This is a genomic window from Streptomyces sp. NPDC056527 (assembly GCF_042794475.1).
Taxonomy (GTDB): Bacteria; Actinomycetota; Actinomycetes; order Streptomycetales; family Streptomycetaceae; genus Streptomyces.
The window spans coordinates 95,642-116,214 of the sequence record NZ_JBHTTQ010000007.1 but is presented as its reverse complement, the minus strand read 5'-3'; the positions used below and the strand labels follow the sequence as shown (position 1 = coordinate 116,214).

Genomic DNA, 20,573 nt, shown 5'->3' with positions numbered 1-20,573 from the left:
AGCCGGAACGGGACCGTCGGTCCCGAGTTCTCAGTACTGCTCGGTCTCGACGAAGCCCGCGTCCGCGTCGTCGTCGGCGCCGAAGGCGTCGGCGGCGGCGGTCGGGTCGAATCCGGGCGGGCTGTCCTTGAGGGCCAGGCCCATGCCGGCCAGCTTCGCCTTGACCTCGTCGATCGACTTCGCACCGAAGTTGCGGATGTCGAGCAGGTCGGCCTCGGAGCGCGCCACGAGCTCACCCACGGAGTGGATGCCCTCACGCTTGAGGCAGTTGTACGAACGAACGGTGAGCTCGAGCTCCTCGATCGGCAGCGCCAGGTCGGCGGCAAGGGCGGCGTCCGTCGGGGACGGGCCCATGTCGATGCCCTCGGCGTCGATGTTGAGCTCGCGCGCCAGACCGAACAGCTCGACCAGGGTCTTGCCGGCGGACGCCATGGCGTCACGCGGGCGCATGGCCTGCTTGGTCTCGACGTCGACGATCAGCTTGTCGAAGTCGGTGCGCTGCTCGACACGGGTCGCCTCGACCTTGTACGTGACCTTGAGCACCGGCGAGTAGATGGAGTCGACCGGGATACGGCCGATCTCCTGGCCGAGCTGCTTGTTCTGCACGGCGGAGACGTAGCCGCGACCGCGCTCGACGGTCAGCTCCATCTCCAGCTTGCCCTTGCCGTTGAGCGTGGCGAGCACCAGGTCGGGGTTGTGCACCTCGACGCCGGCCGGCGGGGCGATGTCGGCAGCGGTGACCAGGCCGGGACCCTGCTTGCGCAGGTACATCACGACCGGCTCGTCGTGCTCCGAGGAGACGACCAGCTGCTTGATGTTCAGGATGAGGTCGGTGACGTCCTCCTTGACGCCCGGCACGGTGGTGAACTCGTGCAGGACACCGTCGATGCGGATGGACGTGACCGCCGCACCCGGAATCGAGGAGAGGAGCGTACGGCGGAGGCTGTTGCCGAGCGTGTAGCCGAAGCCCGGCTCCAGGGGCTCGATGACGAACCGCGAGCGGAACTCGTCGACGACCTCTTCGGTCAGCGAGGGACGCTGAGCGATCAGCATGGTGTGAATCCTTCGGTTGTGGACGCCCACTATTTGACGTCCGACAGAGGTACTACCAAGGGTACGGGCGGCACGCCTCCGAAGAGCCGTACCGCCCAACCCTCACTTCAACCGTTGCCGGTCGTGCGTCAGACGCGACGACGCTTCGGCGGACGGCAGCCGTTGTGCGGCGTGGGGGTGACGTCCTGGATCGAACCGACCTCGAGGCCCGTGGCCTGGAGGGAGCGGATCGCGGTCTCGCGGCCGGAGCCCGGACCCTTGACGAAGACGTCGACCTTGCGCATGCCGTGCTCCTGCGCGCGGCGAGCGGCCGACTCGGCGGCCATCTGCGCGGCGAACGGGGTGGACTTGCGCGAGCCCTTGAAGCCGACGTGGCCGGCGGAGGCCCAGGAGATCACGTTGCCCGAGGGGTCCGTGATCGAGACGATCGTGTTGTTGAACGTGCTCTTGATGTGCGCGTGGCCGTGAGCGACGTTCTTCTTTTCCTTGCGGCGCACCTTCTTGGCAGCGCCCTGACGACCCTTGGGGGGCATCTATATCTCCTACGGGAGGTGGTCGGTCCTACAGCGAAGACCGTGTGGTCAAGCGTCCGCTGAGGACTACTTCTTGCCCGGCTTCTTCTTACCGGCGATGGCGCGACGCGGGCCCTTGCGGGTACGGGCGTTCGTGCTGGTCCGCTGACCGTGCACGGGCAGGCCACGACGGTGGCGGATGCCCTGGTAGCACTGGATCTCGATCTTGCGGCGGATGTCGCCCTGGATCTCGCGGCGGAGGTCACCCTCGGTCTGGAGGTTGGCGTCCACGTACTCGCGGATCTTGACCAGGTCCTCTTCGGCCAGGTCACGAACGCGGGTGTTCGGGTTCACGCCGGTGGAGGCGAGGATCTCCTTGGACCGGGTGCGCCCGATACCGAAGACGTAGGTGAGTGCGATCTCCACACGCTTTTCGCGCGGGATGTCAACACCGGAAACGCGTGCCATTCAATGGCTCCTGTGTGTTCGGGGGTCTTCCGCAAAGCCGCTCCCCATTCGCCGTATGAGGTACGAATCAGGTCCCCGGCCCCCGCCGGAGGTGCCGCCGACCCTTGCGGGCTGGGCGGGCTCTGCGTATGTACGTACTGCTTGCGTCGCGCGAAGAACTGCGAAATGCAGGTCGGTCGGCGTGCGTCAGCCCTGGCGCTGCTTGTGGCGCAGGTTGTCGCAGATGACCATGACCCGACCGTGACGGCGGATCACCTTGCACTTGTCGCAGATCTTCTTGACGCTCGGCTTGACCTTCATGGGTGTGAGGTTCTCCGGGTCAGTGCCACCACCCGCGCGCGGAGGCGGGGTGCGGGCAAGATCTACTTGTAGCGGTAGACGATCCGGCCACGCGTCAGGTCGTACGGAGAGAGCTCCACGACGACCCGGTCGTCCGGAAGGATTCGGATGTAGTGCATCCGCATCTTGCCGGAGATGTGCGCGAGGACCTTGTGACCGTTCTGGAGCTCCACCTTGAACATGGCGTTCGGGAGGGACTCGATCACGGTGCCCTCGATTTCGATGGCACCTTGCTTCTTGGCCACGCTTCGCCTTTCGAATCGGCTACCTTGATCGACTCTCGATCCCGAATGCGGACACACGGGTACACGAGAGCCGACGCATCAGTCTACGTCAGGCACCTGGAAAAGACGAATCCGGGAAGTTTGCCCACCACTGATGATCGTTACGCAAGCAGCCACGCCGCACCCGCGCCGCCCGACGCGGCCGCGCCCCACCAACGGGTCCAGCGCCGCCACGACGCCCGGCTCGGCCGGCTTCGCCTTGCCGCCGACCCGATTCCCGACGCTCGGCGCCCGGGGGCGCCTCACAGGCTTCGGGCCGCTGCGGCCGACTCAGTCCGCCGATCACACGGGCCCGCCCCGCCGCGCTACGCCAACGGGTCCGGCGCCGCCACGACGCCCAGCTCGGCCAGCTTCGCCTTGCCGCCGTCGGGGGCGGTCAGGACAAGGGGGCCCTCTTCGGTCACGGCCACCGAGTGCTCCCAGTGGGAGGACCAGGTGCCGTCCGTGGAGACGACCGTCCAGTCGTCCGCCAGGACCTCCGTACGCGGCGTCCCGAGCGCGACCATCGGCTCGATCGCCAGGCAGAAGCCGGGGACCAGCTTCGGGCCCTTGCCGCGCTTGCGCGAGACGTAGTTCAGCAGGTGCGGGTCCATGTGCATCTCGGTGCCGATGCCGTGGCCGCCGTAGTCCTCGACGATGCCGTACTTGCCGCCGCCAGGCTTCGGCTGGCGGCGGATGTACGTCTCGATCGCCCGGGAGACGTCCACCAGCCGGTTGCCGGCCTTCATCGCGGCGATGCCGGCCCACATCGACTCCTCGGTCACCCGGGAGAGCTCGATCAGCTCCGGAGCGTGACCCGAGCCCACGAACGCCGTGTACGCGGCGTCGCCGTGCCAGCCGTCGACGATCGCGCCGGCGTCGATGGAGATGATGTCGCCGTCCTTGAGGACGGTCTTCTCGTCCGGGATGCCGTGGACGACGACCTCGTTCACCGAGGTGCAGATCGTCGCGGGGAAGCCGCCGTACCCGAGGAAGTTCGACTTCGCCCCGTGGTCCGCGATCACCTTGCGGGCGACCTCGTCCAGGTCCTTCGTCGTGGCGCCCGGCACGGCCGCCTCGCGGGTCGCCGCGTGGATGGCGGCGACGACCAGCCCCGCCTCGCGCATCTTCGCGATCTGCTCGGGGGTCTTGATCTGCACCATCGTGGCGGGGGCCTTTCCTTGCGTGTACACGGGACAGAACAACGATACGGCCGCGGCGCCCCGAGGGGCACCGCGGCCGTATCGAACGAACCAGGGTTACTTCTTGAGCGCGGCCATCGCCTTCGCGGTGACCTCGTCCACCTTGCCGAGCGCCGTGATCGTCACGACCAGGTTCTGCGCCCGGTAGTAGTCGATGATCGGCTCGGTCTGCGTGTGGTAGACCTCCAGGCGCCGGCGGACGGTCTCCTCGGAGTCGTCGTCGCGCTGGTAGAGCTCGCCGCCACAGACATCACACACACCCGCGGTCTTCGGCGGCGTGTAGGTGACGTGGAAGACGTGCGCGCTGTCGTTACGGCAGATGCGGCGACCCGCGATCCGCTTCACGACCTCGTCCTCGGGGACCTCCAGGTCCAGGACAGCGTCCAGCTGCATGTCCTCGGCCTTGAGGACCGTGTCCAGAGCCTCGGCCTGGGCCACGTTCCGCGGGAACCCGTCCAGCAGGAAGCCGTTGACGGCGTCCGGCTGCTCCATCCGGTCCTTGGCCATTCCGATGGTCACCTCGTCCGGGACAAGGTCGCCGGCGTCCATGTACGCCTTGGCCTTGAGACCCAGCTCCGTGCCCTGCGAGATGTTGGCGCGGAACAGGTCACCCGTGGAGATGTGCGGAATGTCCAGGTTCTTGGCAAGGAACGCGGCCTGCGTGCCCTTGCCCGCACCGGGCGGTCCGACGAGGACGATTCGCATCAGCGGAGGAACCCTTCGTAATTGCGCTGCTGGAGCTGGCTCTCGATCTGCTTCACGGTCTCCAGCCCCACACCCACGATGATGAGGATGCTCGTCCCGCCGAACGGGAAGTTGGCATTGGCGCCACCGAAGCCTGCCAACGCCATCGTCGGCACAAGAGCGATCAGACCCAGATACAGCGAGCCCGGCCAAGTGATCCGGTTGAGCACGTAGCTCAGATACTCGGCAGTAGGTCGACCAGCCCGGATACCCGGGATGAAGCCACCATACTTCTTCATGTTGTCGGCAACTTCCTCGGGGTTGAACGAGATCGCCACGTAGAAGAAGGCGAAGAACACGATCAGGAGGAAGTACGTCGCGATGTAGTAGGGGTGGTCACCCTTGACGAAGTGGGCTTCGATCCAGGTCTTCCACCCCGCGGTGGAGTTCGAGAACTGCGCGATCAAGGCCGGGATGTAGAGCAGCGACGAGGCGAAGATGACAGGAATCACACCCGCCTGGTTCACCTTGAGCGGGATATAAGTGGACGTTCCGCCGTAGGACCTGCGGCCGATCATGCGCTTCGCGTACTGCACGGGGATGCGGCGCTGGGCCTGCTCGACGAAGACGACGAGCGCCACCATCACGAAGCCGATCAGGATGACGGTGCCGAACTCGATCCAGCCCTTGGCGAGCTTGCCGCTCTCCTTGATGGCCCAGAGGGCGCCCGGGAAGCCGGCGGCGATCGAGATGAACATCAGGATCGACATGCCGTTGCCGATGCCGCGGTCGGTGATGAGCTCACCGAGCCACATGACGACGGCGGTACCGGCGGTCATCGTGATGACCATCGTGGCGATGGTGAAGACGGACGGGTCCGGGACGACCTGGTTGGCCACCGTGCAGCCGCTGAACAGCGCACCGCTCTTGGCGGTGGCCACGAGACCGGTGCCCTGGAGGATGGCGAGGGCGATCGTCAGATAACGCGTGTACTGCGTGATCTTCGCGGTGCCCGACTGCCCCTCCTTCTTCAGGGCTTCCAGACGCGGGATCACGACGGTCAGCAGCTGCAGGATGATGCTCGCCGTGATGTACGGCATGATGCCGAGCGCGAAGATGGTGATCTGCAGCAGCGCTCCGCCACTGAACATGTTCACCAGGCCGAACAGGGAGTTGTTGCCCTGGCTCGCCTGGTCCACACACTGCTGTACGGCCTGGTAACTGACACCGGGTACGGGGATGTGTGCCCCGAGCCGGTACAGCACGACGATGCCGAGCGTGAAGAGCAGCTTCTTGCGCAGGTCGGGCGTCTTGAACGCCCGGGCGAACGCGGTGAGCACGGTGCCTCCTGCGACCCCCGCGCCATGCGCCAGAGGTGACGGTCTTGAGGTTCGACGAATAGGTACCAGTCAAAAACCGTGCGGGCATACCGCACGGAGCATAGACAGTGCACGCCACCTTACCGGCGGACATGCCCCCCTAGGAACGACCAACCGGGGATGCCCCATTTGAGAGGCATCCCCGGTCGGATGTTCAGGCCATCGAGTCGTCTCAGACGAGCTCGGTGACGGTGCCGCCGGCGGCGGCGATCTTCTCCTTGGCGGAGCCGGAGACGGCGTCGACCGTCACCTGCAGCGCCACGGAGACCTCGCCGGCGCCGAGCACCTTGACGAGCTGGTTCTTACGAACCGCACCCTTGGCGACCAGATCGGCCACCGTGACCTCGCCACCCTGCGGGTAGAGCGCGGCCAGCTTGTCCAGGTTCACGACCTGGTACTCGGTGCGGAACGGGTTCTTGAAGCCCTTGAGCTTCGGGAGACGCATGTGGAGGGGCATCTGCCCACCCTCGAAGCGCTCCGGAACCTGGTAACGGGCCTTGGTGCCCTTGGTACCACGACCGGCCGTCTTACCCTTCGACGCCTCACCACGACCCACACGGGTCTTGGCGGTCTTGGCGCCCGGGGCGGGACGGAGGTTGTGGACCTTCAGCGGGTTGTTCTCCGCCATGTCAGTCGACCTCCTCGACCGTCACGAGGTGGCGGACGGTGTGCACCATTCCGCGGAACTCGGGGCGGTCCTCCTTGACGACCACGTCGTTCAGGCGCTTGAGCCCGAGCGAACGCAGGGTGTCGCGGTGGTTCTGCTTGCTGCCGATGTACGACTTCGTCTGCGTGATCTTGAGGCGGGCCATTACGCACCCGCTCCCGCACGAGCACGAAGCAGAGCCGCGGGGGCGACGTCCTCGAGGGGCAGACCACGGCGAGCCGCGATCTCCTCGGGACGCTGCAGGCCCTTCAGGGCCTCCACGGTCGCGTGCACGATGTTGATCGCGTTGTCGGAGCCGAGCGACTTCGACAGGATGTCGTGAACGCCGGCGCACTCGAGCACGGCACGCACCGGGCCACCGGCGATAACACCGGTACCGGGGGAAGCCGGCTTGAGCAGGACGACGCCCGCGGCCTTCTCGCCCTGAATCGGGTGAGGGATGGTGCCCTGGATGCGGGGAACCTTGAAGAAGTTCTTCTTGGCTTCCTCGACGCCCTTGGCGATGGCCGCGGGAACTTCCTTGGCCTTGCCGTAACCGACACCTACGGTGCCGTCACCGTCACCCACCACGACCAGCGCGGTGAAGGAGAAACGACGACCACCCTTGACAACCTTGGCGACGCGGTTGATCGCGACAACGCGCTCAACGTACGCGGTCTTCTCGGCGGCAGCGCCACCGTCGCGGCCCTTCCGGTCCCGCCGCTCGCCGCCACCGGCACCGCTTCCGCGGCGCTGGGGTCCAGCCATTGGATTTACCTCTCTCTGTTACGTCCGTTAGTCCCGGAACCGGGGCTTAGAACTTCAGCCCGGCTTCGCGGGCGGCGTCAGCCAGAGCGGCAATGCGCCCGGCGTACCTGTTGCCACCACGGTCGAACACGACAGCCTCGACACCCGCGGCCTTGGCGCGCTCGGCAACGAGCGCGCCGACCTGCTTGGCCTGCGACGACTTGTCACCCTCGCCACCACGGATCGACGCGTCCAGGTTCGACGCGGACGCAAGGGTGTGACCCTTGAGGTCGTCGATGACCTGAGCGGTGATACCGCGGTTCGAACGCGTCACGACGAGGCGCGGACGCTCCGCCGTACCCGACACGTTCTTGCGGATGCGGATGTGACGGCGGGCCTTGGCCGCACGCTTGTAAGCGTCGCCCTTGGCGATCTTCACACCGTATGCCATGGCTTACTTACCAGCCTTTCCGACCTTGCGGCGGATGACCTCGCCGGCGTACTTGACGCCCTTGGCCTTGTACGGGTCGGGCTTCCGCAGCTTGCGGATGTTCGCCGCGACCTCGCCGACCTTCTGCTTGTCGATGCCCTCGACCGAGAACTTGGTCGGCGACTCGACCTTGAAGGAGATGCCCTCGGGCGCCTCCACCAGGATCGGGTGGCTGTAGCCGAGCTGGAACTCCAGGTTGGAGCCCTTCGCGGCAACGCGGTAACCGACACCGCTGATCTCGAGCGCCTTCACGTAACCCTGGGTCACACCGGTGATCATGTTGGCCACCAGCGTGCGGGACAGGCCGTGGAGGGCCTTGTTCTGACGCTCGTCGTTCGGACGGGTGACGTTGAGAACGCCGTCCTCGCCCTTAACGATCTCGATCGGCGCGGCAACGGTGTGGGTCAGGGTGCCCTTGGAACCCTTGACCGTGACCGAGCGACCCTCGATGGTGACGTCCACGCCGGCGGGAACCTGGATAGGCAGCTTGCCAATACGCGACATTAGCTATTCCTCCGTTCCCGACTACCAGACGTAGGCGAGGACTTCCCCACCTACGCCCTTCTTGCCTGCCTGCTGGCCGGTCAGGAGACCGTGGGACGTGGAGATGATCGCCACGCCCAGGCCGCCGAGAACCTTCGGCAGGTTGGTGGACTTCGCGTAAACCCGGAGGCCCGGCTTCGAGATCCGCTTGATGCCCGCGATGGAGCGCTCACGGTTCGGACCGAACTTGAGCTCGAGAACGAGGTTCTTGCCGACCTCGGCGTCCTCGACCTTCCAGCCCGTGATGAAGCCCTCCTGCTGGAGGATTTCCGCGATGTGAGACTTGATCTTGCTGTGCGGCATCGACACGGAGTCGTGGTACGCCGAGTTCGCGTTACGCAGACGCGTGAGCATGTCTGCGATGGGATCAGTCATGGTCATGAATTGGCCTTCGGCCTCTCTCGCCGGGGTTTCCTGTATGCGCCATCCCTCTCCCCACACAGGGGCGGGACGGGTGCGGCGCGGGGACCTACGGCGTAGTAAGTCGTACGGGCGGCGGACGCCCAACCCTCCTAGCCTAAGCCATGGAGGGGCGGGCCTCCGCCAACCCTCTGCTTACCGAGAGACTCCGGTCATCCCAAAGAAGGGATTACCAGGAGCTCTTGGTCACGCCCGGCAGCTCGCCACGGTGAGCCATCTCACGAAGGCACACGCGGCACAGGCCGAACTTGCGGTACACGGAGTGGGGACGACCACAGCGCTGGCAGCGCGTGTAGCCACGCACGCCGAACTTGGGCTTGCGGGCAGCCTTCGCGATGAGAGCCTTCTTCGCCATCTCGCTTACGCCTCCTTGAACGGGAAGCCGAGGTGACGGAGAAGGGCACGGCCCTCAGCGTCGTTGGTCGCCGTGGTCACCACGGTGATGTCCATACCCCGGACACGGTCGATCTTGTCCTGGTCGATCTCGTGGAACATGACCTGCTCCGTGAGACCGAAGGTGTAGTTGCCACGCCCGTCGAACTGCTTGGGGGACAGACCACGGAAGTCGCGGATGCGCGGAAGCGCGAGCGACAGGGTGCGGTCCAGGAACTCCCACATGCGGTCGCCACGGAGGGTGACGTGCGCACCGATCGGCTGGCCCTCACGCAGCTTGAACTGCGCGATGGACTTGCGAGCCTTGGTGACGGCCGGCTTCTGACCGGTGATCGTGGTGAGGTCGCGGATGGCGCCCTCGATCAGCTTGGAGTCGCGGGCGGCGTCGCCCACACCCATGTTGACCACGACCTTCACGAGGCCGGGAATCTGCATGACGTTCTCGTAGGAGAACTCCTCACGCAGCTTGCCCGCGATCTCCTCGCGGTACTTCGTCTTGAGACGCGGAGTGGTGGTGGTAGCCATCAGATGTCCTCACCCGTCCGCTTGGCAACGCGGATCTTGTTGCCCTCGTCGTCGAAGCGGTAACCGACGCGCGTGACGACCTTCTTGCCGTCCTTCTCAACGACCAGCTGGACGTTGGAGACGTGGACCGGCGCCTCGGTCGTGACGATGCCACCGGCCTGCGACGGGCCGGCCTTGGTGTGCTTCTTGACCCGGTTGACACCCTCGACCAGGACGCGGTTCTCGCGGGGGAAGGCCGTGATGACCTTGCCCTGCTTGCCCTTGTCCTTACCGGTGATGACCTGGACCAGGTCGCCCTTCTTGATCTTCATGCTTACAGCACCTCCGGCGCGAGCGAGATGATCTTCATGAACTTCTTCTCGCGCAGCTCACGGCCCACCGGGCCGAAGATACGGGTGCCGCGAGGGTCGCCGTCGTTCTTGAGAATGACAGCGGCGTTCTCGTCGAAGCGGATGTACGAGCCGTCCTGGCGGCGGCGCTCCTTGACGGTGCGAACGATGACCGCCTTGACGACGTCACCCTTCTTCACGTTGCCACCGGGGATCGCGTCCTTGACGGTGGCGACGATGACGTCACCGATGCCCGCGTAGCGGCGACCGGAACCACCGAGAACACGGATGCAAAGGATCTCCTTGGCACCAGTGTTGTCGGCGACACGCAGTCGCGACTCCTGCTGGATCACGTCTATCTCCTGATTGTCTGCCGGTTCCCGGCCGGGGCTTCACGAGGAAGCCCCGGCCGAGCCTGGCGGAACTGACCTGAGGGGAACCCCTCAGGCTGAACTTTTGGATTTCCCTTGCGGGAAATTCCTTACTTGGCCTTCTCGAGGATCTCGACGACGCGCCAGTGCTTCGTCGACGACAGCTTCCGGGTCTCCATCAGGAGGACGCGGTCGCCGACGCCGGCAGCGTTCTGCTCGTCGTGAGCCTTGAGCTTGTTCGTACGGCGGATGACCTTGCCGTACAGCGCGTGCTTGACGCGGTCCTCGACAGCGACGACGACGGTCTTGTCCATCTTGTCGCTGACGACGAGGCCCTCGCGGACCTTGCGAGCGTTGCGCTCGGTCTTCTCAGTCACATTGCTCTCGCTCATCAGGCGTTCTCCACCGTCTCGATGCCCAGCTCACGCTCGCGCATCAGGGTGTAGATCCGGGCGATGTCCTTACGGACGGACTTGAGCCGACCGTGGTTCTCGAGCTGACCGGTCGCCGCCTGGAAGCGGAGGTTGAACAGCTCTTCCTTGGCCTCGCGGAGCTTGGCGACAAGCTCCTCGTTGCCCAGCTCGCGCAGCTCGGACGCCTTGGTACCGGCGGTCATCACAGCTCACCTGCTTCGCGCTTAACGATCTTGCACTTCATCGGCAGCTTGTGGGCCGCACGGGTCAGGGCCTCGCGCGCGATCTTCTCGTTCGGGTAGGACAGCTCGAACATCACCCGACCGGGCTTGACGTTCGCGATCCACCACTCCGGCGAACCCTTACCGGAACCCATGCGGGTCTCGGCAGGCTTCTTGGTCAGCGGGCGGTCCGGGTAGATGTTGATCCAGACCTTGCCGCCACGCTTGATGTGGCGGGTCATCGCGATACGAGCCGCCTCGATCTGGCGGTTGGTCACGTACGCCGGAGTGAGGGCCTGAATGCCGTACTCGCCGAACGCAACCTGCGTACCACCCTTGGACATACCGCTGCGCTTCGGGTGGTGCTGCTTGCGGTGCTTGACCCTACGGGGGATCAGCATTTCGGTCAGGCCTCCGTTCCGGTGCTCTCAGCAGCCGGAGCGGCGGCGGGAGCGTCGGCCTTGGGGGCCTCGGCAGCCTGAGCCTGCTGCGGCTTGCGACCGCGACCGCCACGCTCGCCACCGCGACCACCGCGGCCACCGGCCGGACGGTCACCGGCGCCACGGGCCGGGCGGTTACCCGCACGGGCCGCTGCGTTCTCGGCGCGGACCTCGGCGATGTTCTTGACATCGCCCTTGTAGATCCAGACCTTCACGCCGATGCGGCCGAAGGTCGTCTTGGCCTCGAAGAAGCCGTAGTCGACGTTCGCACGGAGGGTGTGCAGGGGCACACGGCCCTCGCGGTAGAACTCCGAGCGGGACATCTCGGCGCCGCCGAGGCGACCGCCGCACTGGATCTTGATGCCCTTGGCGCCGGCCTTCATCGTGCCCTGCATGCTCTTACGCATGGCGCGACGGAAGGAGACGCGGGAGGAGAGCTGCTCGGCAACGGCCTGAGCAACCAGCTGAGCGTCCATCTCGGGGTTCTTGACCTCGAGGATGTTCAGCTGGACCTGCTTGCCCGTGAGCTTCTCGAGGTCGCCGCGGATGCGGTCGGCCTCGGCGCCACGGCGGCCGATGACGATGCCGGGACGAGCGGTGTGGATGTCCACACGCACGCGGTCACGGGTGCGCTCGATCTCAACCTTCGAGATGCCGGCGCGCTCCATGCCGGACGTCATCATCCGACGGATGGCGACGTCTTCCTTGACGTAGTCCTTGTACAGCTTGTCGGCGTACCAGCGGGACTTGAAGTCCGTGGTGATGCCGAGCCGGAACCCATGCGGGTTAACCTTCTGGCCCATTACCGGGTTCCTTCCTTGCTGCTGACGACCACGGTGATGTGGCTGGTCCGCTTACGGATCCGGTAGGCACGGCCCTGAGCACGCGGACGGAACCGCTTCAGGGTCGGGCCCTCATCCACGAACGCCTCGCTGATGAACAGCGAAGAGGCGTCACTGTGGTCGTAGTTGTGCGCGGCGTTGGCGATGGCGCTGTCAAGCACCTTGCCGACCGGCACGCTCGCGGCCTGCGGGGCGAAACGCAGGACCGCCTGAGCCTCCGTGGCATCCATGCCACGGATAAGGTCCACCACACGGCGGGCCTTCATGGGCGTAACGCGGATGTACCGCGCCTGGGCCCTGGCTTCCATGGTTGTCCTTCCAGTGTCTGTCATGGTCATTCCACCCCGCTACTAGCGGCGCTTCGACTTCCGGTCGTCCTTCACGTGACCCCGGAAGGTGCGCGTCGGCGAGAACTCGCCGAGCTTGTGGCCGACCATCGACTCGGTGACAAACACCGGAATGTGGGTCTTGCCGTTGTGCACCGCGATCGTGTGGCCGAGGAAGGCCGGGATGATCATCGAGCGACGGGACCAGGTCTTGATGACGTTCTTGGTACCGGCTTCGTTCTGAGCGTCCACCTTCTTTACGAGGTGGCCGTCAACGAAGGGTCCCTTCTTGAGACTGCGCGGCATCTAAACCCGCTCCTAGCGCTTCTTGTTCGTCTTGCGGCGGCGGACGATGTACTTGCTCGAAGCCTTCTTCGGCGAGCGAGTACGACCCTCCTTCTGACCCCACGGGGAGACCGGGTGGCGACCACCGGAGGTCTTGCCCTCACCACCACCGTGCGGGTGGTCCACCGGGTTCATCGCCACACCGCGAACGGTCGGGCGAACACCCAGCCAGCGCTTACGGCCGGCCTTGCCCCAGTTGATGTTCGACTGCTCGGCGTTGCCGACCTCGCCGATGGTGGCGCGGCAGCGGGCGTCGACGAGACGGATCTCACCGGACGGCATACGAAGGTGGGCCATCGTGCCCTCCTTCGCCAGCAGCTGCACGGAGGCACCCGCGGAACGGGCGAACTTGGCGCCACCGCCGGGACGGATCTCGATCGCGTGGATCGTGGTACCGACCGGGATGTTGCGGAGGGCCAGGTTGTTGCCGGGCTTGATGTCGGCCGCGGGGCCGTTCTCGACCCGGTCGCCCTGCGAGAGACCACGCGGGGCGATGATGTAGCGCTTCTCGCCGTCCGCGTAGTGGAGCAGCGCGATGCGCGCGGTGCGGTTGGGGTCGTACTCGATGTGAGCGACCTTCGCCGGCACGCCGTCCTTGTCGTGACGACGGAAGTCGATCACGCGGTAGGCGCGCTTGTGGCCGCCACCCTGGTGTCGAACCGTGATCCGACCGGTGTTGTTACGGCCGCCCTTGCTGTGCAGGGGGCGGACCAGCGACTTCTCCGGCGTGGACCGCGTGATCTCGACGAAGTCGGCTACGGAGGAGCCACGGCGGCCCGGCGTAGTCGGCTTGTACTTGCGGATTCCCATTTCTCAGTCCTCGTCCGATTCCGGACGATCCAGACCGCCGTTAGGCGGTCGGACCGCCGAAGATGTCGATACGGTTGCCCTCGGCAAGGGTCACGATGGCGCGCTTGGTGTCCTTGCGCTTGCCGAAACCGGTGCGGGTGCGCTTGCGCTTGCCCTGACGGTTGATCGTGTTGACCCCGGTGACCTTGACCGAGAAGACCGCCTCGACGGCCTGCTTGATCTGGGTCTTGTTGGCGCCGGGCGCAACGATGAACGTGTACTTGTTCTCGTCGAGCAGCGCGTAGCTCTTCTCGGAAACAACCGGCTTGACGAGGACGTCACGCGGGTCCGTGAAGGTCTTGCTGGTGATCGTGGCCTCGGACATCAGGCCTCGCTCCCTTCGTTGTCAGCGGCCTTGGGGCCAGACACGAAGGACTCGAGGGCGGCCTGGGTGAAGACCACGTCGTCGGATCGCATCACGTCGTACGTGTTCAGCTGGCCCGGCTCCAGGATGTGCACCTGGGGCAGGTTGCGGGCGGACAGCCACGCGGCCTCGTCGGCGCGCTCGACGACCAGGAGCAGGTTCTTGCGCTCCGAGATCTTGCCGAACAGCGTCTTGGCGGCCTTGGTGGAGATGCCACCCTCGACCACGCCGGAGACGACGTGGATGCGGGAGTGGTTCGCCCGGTCGGAGAGGGCACCGCGGAGGGCGGCGGCCTTCATCTTCTTCGGGGTCCGCTGCGAGTAGTCACGCGGCACGGGACCGTGCACGACGCCACCACCGGCGAACTGCGGGGCGCGGGTCGAACCCTGACGGGCGCGGCCGGTGCCCTTCTGGCGGTACGGCTTCTTGCCACCACCACGGACCTCGCCACGCGACTTGACCTTGTGCGTGCCCTGACGGGCGGCGGCCAGCTGCGCGACGACGACCTGGTGGATCAGCGGGATGCTGATCTTGGCCTCGAAGATCTCGGCCGGGAGCTCGACGGTCCCGGTCTTGTCGCCGGAGGGCGACAGAATGTCAATGGTGCTCATATCCTCAGGCCCCCTTGGCCGCGGTGCGGACCAGGACGAGGCCGCCGTTCGGACCAGGAACCGCACCCTTGATCAGGAGCAGGCCCTTCTCCGCGTCAACGGCGTGAACGGTCAGGTTCTGGGTGGTCACGCGCTCGTTGCCCATACGGCCGGCCATGCGCATGCCCTTGAAGACACGGCCCGGGGTGGCGCAGCCACCGATCGAACCGGGCTTACGGTGCACGCGGTGGGCACCGTGGGAGGCCTTGCCACCACGGAAGTTGTGGCGCTTCATGACACCGGCGAAGCCCTTGCCCTTGCTCTTACCGGTGACGTCGACCTTCACACCGGCCTCGAAGAGCTCGGCGGTGATCTCCTGGCCGAGCGTGTACTCGGAGGCGTCAGCGGTGCGGAGCTCCACAAGGTGACGGCGCGGGGTGACGTCGGCCTTGGCGAAGTGACCCTTGAGGGGCTTGTTCACCTTGCGCGGGTCGATCTCGCCGAAGGCGATCTGGACCGACTCGTAGCCGTCGATGTCGTTCGTACGCACCTGGGTCACGACATTGGGGCCGGCCTTGACGACGGTCACCGGGACAACCCGGTTGTTCTCGTCCCAGACCTGCGTCATGCCGAGCTTCTCGCCCAGGATGCCCTTGATGTTCTTAGCCATCTCGCGCGTCACCTCAGAGCTTGATCTCGATGTCGACGCCCGCCGGGAGGTCGAGACGCATGAGCGAGTCAACCGTCTTCGGCGTGGGGTCGAGGATGTCGATGAGGCGCTTGTGCGTGCGCATCTCGAAGTGCTCGCGCGAGTCCTTGTACTTGTGCGGCGACTTGATGACGCAGTACACGTTCTTCTCAGTGGGCAGCGGCACCGGGCCCGCGACCGACGCACCAGTGCGGGTCACCGTCTCGACGATCTTCTTCGCCGAGGAGTCGATGACCTCGTGGTCGTAGGCCTTGAGCCGGATGCGGATCTTCTGTCCCGCCATGGCTACTCAGTAGTCCTGTCTCGTAGTAACGCTCTGGACTCGGGGGTTCTCTTGACTCTGTCTCCGACCCACGCGGTCGGGCGTGTCGCACTCCCTCTACGCAGAAATCCCTAAGGATCTCCCAACCAAGGGGGTGCGGTCCCAGAACCGCGAGCCGGGGGCAGAACACCCACCGAGCGCCTGGTCGGCACCCCGCTGACGCTTCCCGGAAGATTCCCGTACGTCCGCTCCTGAGAAGGAGCGACGAGTACTGTGGGACTCGCTTCCGGTCCCCCCGACGGGAGGCGCGCAGCATCGGCACTCAACCGAGCAACCCCGACAGTCTGCCATACGCGGGCATCCGACCGCCAATCGGGGCGCAAGACTGTACCCCACGTCACGTGGGGGTACACGTAGGGGCGCGACCACGCCGTGACCGGCGGATGCGAAGATCAACGGTTCGGACACGCGGGTGGGGCACGGCCGTTCAGATATGCCGGCGCAGCGCCCGGCCCCCGGCCGGACGGTCCCGTCGTCCCAGGTTCCCCACGCCCCCGCGCGGAGCGGCGGTCGAGGCTCGGGCCTTCGGTGTGGTGACGCCTGAGACGCCGCGCTCGGGGCATACACCCGGTGTGCACACCAGTGACGAGATCTACCACCGGGTGCTGTGGGACCCCCGCTTCGATCCGGAGCGCTTCGTGATGGGGATCGCCGAGCGCGGGGCAGGGCCGGCGCGGGTGGCCCTGCCCGACTTCGTACCGGGCGGTGAGATCCCCTGGCATCGGGTGATCTTCTTCGAGGCCGACGGCGAGCTGGTCTGGGACCGGGCGACGGGCCTGGACCGGCTCGACGAGACCGTGGCGGCGGAGGTCGAGCCGGTCCCGCCCGAGGAGGTCCTGGCGGTGCCCGCGACGAACCGGACGGCGGTGGCCTGGGTCCCGCCGCGCCGGCTGTGGCCCGCGATCCAGCACATCCGCCGCGTGCACGACCGCCAGATCCACCGCTGGCCGCCGCACGTCAACGTCCTCTTCGGCTTCGTACCGGAGTCCGAGTTCGAACGGGCCATCCCGCTGGTGGCCGCCGCGGCGCGGGGAACGCACCCGTTCCGGGCCCGGCTGGAGGGCGTCCACTGGTTCGGTCATCGCGAGGACGCCACCGTCTGGCTCGACCCCTGCGCGGCCGGCGAGCAGCCGTGGGCCCGTCTGCGGGAGGCGCTGGAACCCCGGTTCCCGCTGTGCGGCGGGCGGGCCAGGGGCTTCACCCCGCATCTCTCCCTCGGCCGCAGCCGCGACCCGCACACCCTCGCCACCAGCTCCGAGGCCCTGCTCGGCTCCATGACGGCACGGGTGACCGAGCTGGTCCTGCTGTCCCGCCGCGAGGACGGTCCGATGCGGGTACGGGCGACGGTGTCGCTCGGGACCGGCGAGGTGCACCGGCCCGAGGACGCCGCCGCCGCGTAGGCGTACGCGGACCGGTCAGGTGCGCGAGCTCGTCCCGCACTCCTGCGGCAGCTCGTCGAGGTTCTTGCTGCGGTCGTACGGGTCCACGACCGGGCCCGTCGCCGCGGCGTCGGGCAGTGCCATCAGGTCCTCGTCGAACATCGGGTGGAAGAAGCCGTCCACGGGGTGGTCGCAGTCGTCGTTGCCGACGTTCGAACTCCACTCGTTCACCGACAACTTGCCCTTGGTCACGATGTACTCGGCCGGGTCGGGCAGCGAGAAGGTGATCTGGCGACGCACGACCGTCCGCGTCACCTCGTCGGCGCCGGGACGCACCTTCACGACCGGGTAGACGAAGGTGAAGTCGGTGCGGACGAGCACGGTGCCGGCGTTCTCGCCCTTGCCGGCCTCCACGGTCATCCGCCCCCGGGCCTTCACCACGGAGCCCGCGAGCCGTACCTCCTTCGGGCTGAACCGGCTGAACAGCAGCGTGGGGTCGGTCTGCTCGGTGGCCTTGACCAGGCCCTTCTCCATGTCCGAGCGGACGTCGGGCTGCTTCGGGTCGAGGAGGGCCAGCGCGGCCGCCGGCTTGTCGCCCTTGATCACGGCAGGGTCGAGATTGGCCGCGACGAGGAAGCTCTTGGTCGTCCTGAGCGCGGCGGCCACCTCGTCCTTCGACATCCAGCCCACCGCCTTGGCCTGCGGCAGCTCGATCCCCGCCGCCCCGTCGGCCCAGCGCAGGGCCGGCGAGCCCTTGAACGGCTCACGCAGCGTCGGCCGGTCCGGGAATGCCTCCTCGGACGGCGCGGAGGACGGCCGCGCGGTCTCCGCCGCGAGCGGCTGCGTGTCGCCGGTCTCGTGCCACGGCATCAGCTCCGGTCTCACCACGACGACCGCGAGGCCGACGGCGGCCACGATCCCGAAGACCCCGGAGACGGCCCGCGACGCGCCGCTCTGCCCATTGTTGTCCCAGCTCATGTTCCCCACCCCTGGTTCATCGGGGCCATGACATGCCTCGGCCCCGCGCATCGTGCGCAGCGGAGCGTCTCACAGCCCCCGACAACGCGACGCGGCAGCCCAGGCGTTCGGCACACGAAAGCGCGTTCGCGCACAACCCCCCGTACCGCCGGGCCGTCTAGTAAGGCGCGGATCTCGGCCCCGACCTGGCCGTCCGCCGTTTCAGGGGACGTTCAGGGACCGGTACGGACCGGTAGGCGGCACGGGGGAAGCAGCAGTGGAAGACATATCCAGGCCCGCTACGGGTGGCCTGCCCCGGCGGCGCGGTGTTCTCGCGGCCGCCGTGGCTCTCGGTACGACAACCGTCGCGGGCTCGCTCGCCGGCTGCTCCGTGCCCGCTCCACGCCGTACCGGGCCCACCGCCGACCCCGCTCCGGGAATGCCGATCGCCAGTACGCGACGCGCACAGCTCATGCAGTTCGCCGCGCACCCGGACGACGACCTGTACTTCATGAACCCGGACACCCAGCGGATGCTCGACGCGGGCGTCCCGCTCGTCTCGGTCTACGTCACCGCTGGCGAGCACACGGGCCGCAATCGCATCGCCGGAATGCCCGACGCTCCCCCGGACAAGGCCGCCTACTCCTCCGCCCGCCACCAGGGCCTGCGCCAGGCGTACGCGACGCTCCTCGGGCTCGACAAGTTCACGCCCTGGCAGCGGGCGGTCACCACGCTCCGCGGCGGGCGACGAGCCGAGATCGACACGCTCGTGCACGGCGGTCGCCGGGTCGAGCTGATCTTCCTCAATCTGCCGATGCACACCTCGCGGCGCTACATGGCCGTGCCCGCGCTGTGGCACGACCGTGCGCTCGAACTGCGTACGCATCTCTCCGCCGGCTCCCCCGTCGACCGGTCGGACACCTACGACCACGACCAGCTGATCGACGTCCTCGTGGGCCTCCTCGACCGCTACCGGCCCACCGTCGTCCAGACCCTCGACCCGGACCCCGACATCCAGATCGGCGACGAGGCGACCCGCAGGCGCGACAGCGAGCAGCCCGGCTACTCCGACCACGGCGATCACACGGCCGTCGCCTGCTTCTCCTGGGCGGCGCTGATCCGCTGGGTGGCCGAGGCGCAGAAGGGCCCGGGGGCGATACCGGCGTTCGTCGCGACCGCGTTCCGGGGCTACTACAACCGTCACTGGCCCAAGAACCTCCCGCCCCAGGTCCTCGGGGAGAAGGCCGCGCATCTCGTCCCGTACGGCGGCGATCCGTCCTGGCAGTGCGGCAATCCGTCGGGTTGCGGGGACTACGGCGTGGGCGGGGACCGCCCTCTGACCAACTGGAAGGGCTGGGTACGGGCCACCCACCACCGCTGGCCCGGCGCCGGTCCGGCCGTCGTCACGCGGCCCGGCGAGCGGCTCGACGCCTATGGGGTGCTGGGGCTGCGGGCCGTCCGCTGGCGGGAGACGGAGAAGGGGTCCGGCCTGTGGGGCGCGCCGGAGGACCTCGGCGGCGGGCCGCTCGCGCCCGCGCTGGGCTCGGCCACGCTCCCCGACGGCCGGGTGCTGCTCCTCGGGGTGCGGTTCGCCGCGTTCGACGGCCACGGTGGCGCGAACCGGCGGGAGGTCGTCCTGCTGGAACAGCGCTCCCCCGGCGGCCCGTTCCTCGCGTGGCGGGGGCTCGGCAATCCGGAGCGGGGCGACGACCGGGGACGCCGGATCGGTGTGCCGGTGGCCGTGGCCGCGCCCGACGGCCGGGTCCATCTCTTCGTACGCGATGCGGACAAGGGCGTGTCGACGCGTGTACGGGCCACGGACGGGAGCTGGTCGTCGTGGCGGCGCCTGCCCGGCACCGACACCGGCACCGACGAGGTCCAGGACGGTCTGGAGGCCGTGGTCGACAGCGCCGGCCGCGTCCACCTCCTGGCCGCGGGCCGGCGGTCCGTCCGGCACTGGATCGACGGCGCTCCGGCCGCCCCGCTGCCCGGCGCGGGCGACCCGGTCGCCGCCGTCCCGGGCGCCGGGACCGACGCGCTGGAGGTGTACTACCGCAAGCCCGCGGCGAAGGAGCTGCTGTCAGGGCGGGGGAACGCGTCCTTCGACGGGTACGGCCCGGTGGCCGCCGCGGCGGACGGCGCCGGGACCGTGCTGCTCGGCCGGGACCTGCGCGGGCGGATCCAGCTGCGGCGGGGTGGCCGGCTCTGGACCCGTACGCAGGGCACGATTCCCGTCCAGGCGGCGGCTCTGCGGCTCGTCCCCGACGGCCCGCTGGCCGTGGGCCTCGGCGCCGACGCCCACCCGTGGGTGTGGCGCCCGGCCGACCGGGCCGCCGCCTCGGAGTAGGACGCACGGGAACGGAAACGACGAGGGCCCCCGGTCCGCCGCGAACGGCGGCCCGGGGGCCCTCTCATGACGCTCCGTCAGGAGCGGCACAGGTCAAGCGATCGA

The 20,573-nt window shown here is 67.5% G+C and carries 32 protein-coding genes; 2 read left to right on the top strand and 30 right to left on the bottom strand.

Annotated features, from left to right (window positions below):
- Nucleotides 1-30 precede the first annotated feature (30 nt).
- From ACFQ7Q_RS06435 to rpsJ, 29 genes are all read right to left on the bottom strand, one after another.
- A complete protein-coding gene (locus ACFQ7Q_RS06435) occupies nucleotides 31-1,053 on the bottom strand; it encodes a DNA-directed RNA polymerase subunit alpha (RefSeq protein WP_069171149.1) in 1,023 nt (340 codons plus the stop codon).
- Nucleotides 1,054-1,181: 128 nt separating this feature from the next.
- Entirely contained in the window at nucleotides 1,182-1,586 is a 405-nt protein-coding gene (gene rpsK / locus ACFQ7Q_RS06430) for a 30S ribosomal protein S11 (RefSeq protein WP_003956432.1), read from the bottom strand.
- A gap of 66 nt (nucleotides 1,587-1,652) precedes the next feature.
- Nucleotides 1,653-2,033, bottom strand: coding sequence for a 30S ribosomal protein S13 (gene rpsM, locus ACFQ7Q_RS06425; RefSeq protein ID WP_005313488.1), 381 nt, complete (start codon nucleotides 2,031-2,033; stop codon nucleotides 1,653-1,655).
- A 186-nt stretch (nucleotides 2,034-2,219) separates the two neighbouring features.
- A complete protein-coding gene (rpmJ, locus tag ACFQ7Q_RS06420) occupies nucleotides 2,220-2,333 on the bottom strand; it encodes a 50S ribosomal protein L36 (RefSeq protein WP_003956441.1) in 114 nt (37 codons plus the stop codon).
- A gap of 62 nt (nucleotides 2,334-2,395) precedes the next feature.
- Entirely contained in the window at nucleotides 2,396-2,617 is a 222-nt protein-coding gene (gene infA / locus ACFQ7Q_RS06415; RefSeq protein WP_003956442.1) for a translation initiation factor IF-1, read from the bottom strand.
- Nucleotides 2,618-2,961: 344 nt separating this feature from the next.
- Nucleotides 2,962-3,798, bottom strand: coding sequence for a type I methionyl aminopeptidase (gene map / locus ACFQ7Q_RS06410; protein WP_383550557.1), 837 nt, complete (start codon nucleotides 3,796-3,798; stop codon nucleotides 2,962-2,964).
- A 96-nt stretch (nucleotides 3,799-3,894) separates the two neighbouring features.
- Complete coding sequence (locus ACFQ7Q_RS06405) at nucleotides 3,895-4,542, bottom strand: adenylate kinase (protein ID WP_383550555.1); 648 nt, start codon at nucleotides 4,540-4,542, stop codon at nucleotides 3,895-3,897.
- Nucleotides 4,542-5,861, bottom strand: a complete 1,320-nt coding sequence (gene secY, locus ACFQ7Q_RS06400) for a preprotein translocase subunit SecY (protein WP_383550553.1) — start codon at nucleotides 5,859-5,861, stop codon at nucleotides 4,542-4,544. Before secY ends, ACFQ7Q_RS06405 begins: the two co-directional genes overlap by 1 nt.
- A 211-nt stretch (nucleotides 5,862-6,072) precedes the next feature.
- Nucleotides 6,073-6,528, bottom strand: a complete 456-nt coding sequence (gene rplO / locus ACFQ7Q_RS06395; protein ID WP_361445400.1) for a 50S ribosomal protein L15 — start codon at nucleotides 6,526-6,528, stop codon at nucleotides 6,073-6,075.
- A gap of 1 nt (nucleotide 6,529) precedes the next feature.
- A complete protein-coding gene (gene rpmD / locus ACFQ7Q_RS06390; RefSeq protein ID WP_005313525.1) occupies nucleotides 6,530-6,712 on the bottom strand; it encodes a 50S ribosomal protein L30 in 183 nt (60 codons plus the stop codon).
- A complete protein-coding gene (rpsE, locus tag ACFQ7Q_RS06385) occupies nucleotides 6,712-7,314 on the bottom strand; it encodes a 30S ribosomal protein S5 (protein WP_015035588.1) in 603 nt (200 codons plus the stop codon). Before rpsE ends, rpmD begins: the two co-directional genes overlap by 1 nt.
- Before the next feature lie 46 nt (nucleotides 7,315-7,360).
- Nucleotides 7,361-7,744 carry a 50S ribosomal protein L18 gene (gene rplR, locus ACFQ7Q_RS06380; protein ID WP_352188391.1) on the bottom strand — a complete coding sequence of 128 codons (384 nt, stop codon included), beginning with the start codon at nucleotides 7,742-7,744 and terminating at the stop codon, nucleotides 7,361-7,363.
- 3 nt (nucleotides 7,745-7,747) lie between these two features.
- The gene (gene rplF / locus ACFQ7Q_RS06375; protein WP_361667570.1) at nucleotides 7,748-8,287 is read right to left on the bottom strand and encodes a 50S ribosomal protein L6; all 540 of its coding nucleotides are present in this window, start codon (nucleotides 8,285-8,287) and stop codon (nucleotides 7,748-7,750) included.
- Between the two features lie 21 nt (nucleotides 8,288-8,308).
- Complete coding sequence (rpsH, locus tag ACFQ7Q_RS06370) at nucleotides 8,309-8,707, bottom strand: 30S ribosomal protein S8 (protein WP_158989430.1); 399 nt, start codon at nucleotides 8,705-8,707, stop codon at nucleotides 8,309-8,311.
- A gap of 208 nt (nucleotides 8,708-8,915) precedes the next feature.
- A complete protein-coding gene (locus ACFQ7Q_RS06365) occupies nucleotides 8,916-9,101 on the bottom strand; it encodes a type Z 30S ribosomal protein S14 (protein ID WP_003948630.1) in 186 nt (61 codons plus the stop codon).
- Nucleotides 9,102-9,106: 5 nt separating this feature from the next.
- Nucleotides 9,107-9,664 carry a 50S ribosomal protein L5 gene (rplE, locus tag ACFQ7Q_RS06360; RefSeq protein WP_260229393.1) on the bottom strand — a complete coding sequence of 186 codons (558 nt, stop codon included), beginning with the start codon at nucleotides 9,662-9,664 and terminating at the stop codon, nucleotides 9,107-9,109.
- Nucleotides 9,664-9,975, bottom strand: a complete 312-nt coding sequence (gene rplX, locus ACFQ7Q_RS06355) for a 50S ribosomal protein L24 (RefSeq protein ID WP_015035583.1) — start codon at nucleotides 9,973-9,975, stop codon at nucleotides 9,664-9,666. Before rplX ends, rplE begins: the two co-directional genes overlap by 1 nt.
- 2 nt (nucleotides 9,976-9,977) lie before the next feature.
- Entirely contained in the window at nucleotides 9,978-10,346 is a 369-nt protein-coding gene (gene rplN, locus ACFQ7Q_RS06350) for a 50S ribosomal protein L14 (RefSeq protein WP_003956455.1), read from the bottom strand.
- A gap of 128 nt (nucleotides 10,347-10,474) precedes the next feature.
- On the bottom strand, nucleotides 10,475-10,756 hold the full coding sequence (gene rpsQ / locus ACFQ7Q_RS06345; protein WP_352188389.1) for a 30S ribosomal protein S17: 282 nt from the start codon (nucleotides 10,754-10,756) through the stop codon (nucleotides 10,475-10,477).
- Nucleotides 10,756-10,980: a 50S ribosomal protein L29 gene (rpmC, locus tag ACFQ7Q_RS06340; RefSeq protein WP_361445390.1), complete on the bottom strand. Its 225-nt coding sequence runs from the start codon at nucleotides 10,978-10,980 to the stop codon at nucleotides 10,756-10,758. Before rpmC ends, rpsQ begins: the two co-directional genes overlap by 1 nt.
- A complete protein-coding gene (gene rplP, locus ACFQ7Q_RS06335; protein ID WP_015035580.1) occupies nucleotides 10,980-11,399 on the bottom strand; it encodes a 50S ribosomal protein L16 in 420 nt (139 codons plus the stop codon). Before rplP ends, rpmC begins: the two co-directional genes overlap by 1 nt.
- A gap of 5 nt (nucleotides 11,400-11,404) precedes the next feature.
- On the bottom strand, nucleotides 11,405-12,241 hold the full coding sequence (gene rpsC, locus ACFQ7Q_RS06330; protein WP_260229395.1) for a 30S ribosomal protein S3: 837 nt from the start codon (nucleotides 12,239-12,241) through the stop codon (nucleotides 11,405-11,407).
- Nucleotides 12,241-12,588 (bottom strand): 50S ribosomal protein L22, encoded by a 348-nt coding sequence (rplV, locus tag ACFQ7Q_RS06325; protein ID WP_135332555.1) that lies wholly within the window; start codon nucleotides 12,586-12,588, stop codon nucleotides 12,241-12,243. Before rplV ends, rpsC begins: the two co-directional genes overlap by 1 nt.
- Nucleotides 12,589-12,630: 42 nt before the next feature.
- Entirely contained in the window at nucleotides 12,631-12,912 is a 282-nt protein-coding gene (gene rpsS, locus ACFQ7Q_RS06320) for a 30S ribosomal protein S19 (protein ID WP_383550549.1), read from the bottom strand.
- 12 nt (nucleotides 12,913-12,924) lie between these two features.
- Entirely contained in the window at nucleotides 12,925-13,761 is an 837-nt protein-coding gene (gene rplB, locus ACFQ7Q_RS06315) for a 50S ribosomal protein L2 (protein WP_383550547.1), read from the bottom strand.
- Nucleotides 13,762-13,801: 40 nt separating this feature from the next.
- Nucleotides 13,802-14,125, bottom strand: coding sequence for a 50S ribosomal protein L23 (gene rplW / locus ACFQ7Q_RS06310; protein ID WP_318103821.1), 324 nt, complete (start codon nucleotides 14,123-14,125; stop codon nucleotides 13,802-13,804).
- Entirely contained in the window at nucleotides 14,125-14,775 is a 651-nt protein-coding gene (gene rplD / locus ACFQ7Q_RS06305) for a 50S ribosomal protein L4 (protein WP_383550545.1), read from the bottom strand. Before rplD ends, rplW begins: the two co-directional genes overlap by 1 nt.
- A 4-nt stretch (nucleotides 14,776-14,779) precedes the next feature.
- Nucleotides 14,780-15,424 (bottom strand): 50S ribosomal protein L3, encoded by a 645-nt coding sequence (gene rplC, locus ACFQ7Q_RS06300; protein WP_260229398.1) that lies wholly within the window; start codon nucleotides 15,422-15,424, stop codon nucleotides 14,780-14,782.
- A 13-nt stretch (nucleotides 15,425-15,437) separates the two neighbouring features.
- Entirely contained in the window at nucleotides 15,438-15,746 is a 309-nt protein-coding gene (gene rpsJ / locus ACFQ7Q_RS06295; protein ID WP_003948644.1) for a 30S ribosomal protein S10, read from the bottom strand.
- Between the two features lie 611 nt (nucleotides 15,747-16,357).
- Between rpsJ and ACFQ7Q_RS06290 the strand changes: the two genes are divergently transcribed.
- Entirely contained in the window at nucleotides 16,358-17,185 is an 828-nt protein-coding gene (locus ACFQ7Q_RS06290) for an RNA repair domain-containing protein (RefSeq protein WP_383550543.1), read from the top strand.
- Between the two features lie 15 nt (nucleotides 17,186-17,200).
- On the opposite strand, the gene ACFQ7Q_RS06285 is transcribed toward ACFQ7Q_RS06290, so the two are convergent.
- Nucleotides 17,201-18,142: a hypothetical protein gene (locus tag ACFQ7Q_RS06285; RefSeq protein ID WP_383550541.1), complete on the bottom strand. Its 942-nt coding sequence runs from the start codon at nucleotides 18,140-18,142 to the stop codon at nucleotides 17,201-17,203.
- Between the two features lie 256 nt (nucleotides 18,143-18,398).
- On the opposite strand from ACFQ7Q_RS06285, the gene ACFQ7Q_RS06280 reads away from it, so the two are divergent.
- Nucleotides 18,399-20,468, top strand: a complete 2,070-nt coding sequence (locus ACFQ7Q_RS06280) for a PIG-L family deacetylase (protein WP_383550539.1) — start codon at nucleotides 18,399-18,401, stop codon at nucleotides 20,466-20,468.
- Nucleotides 20,469-20,573: the final 105 nt, after the last annotated feature.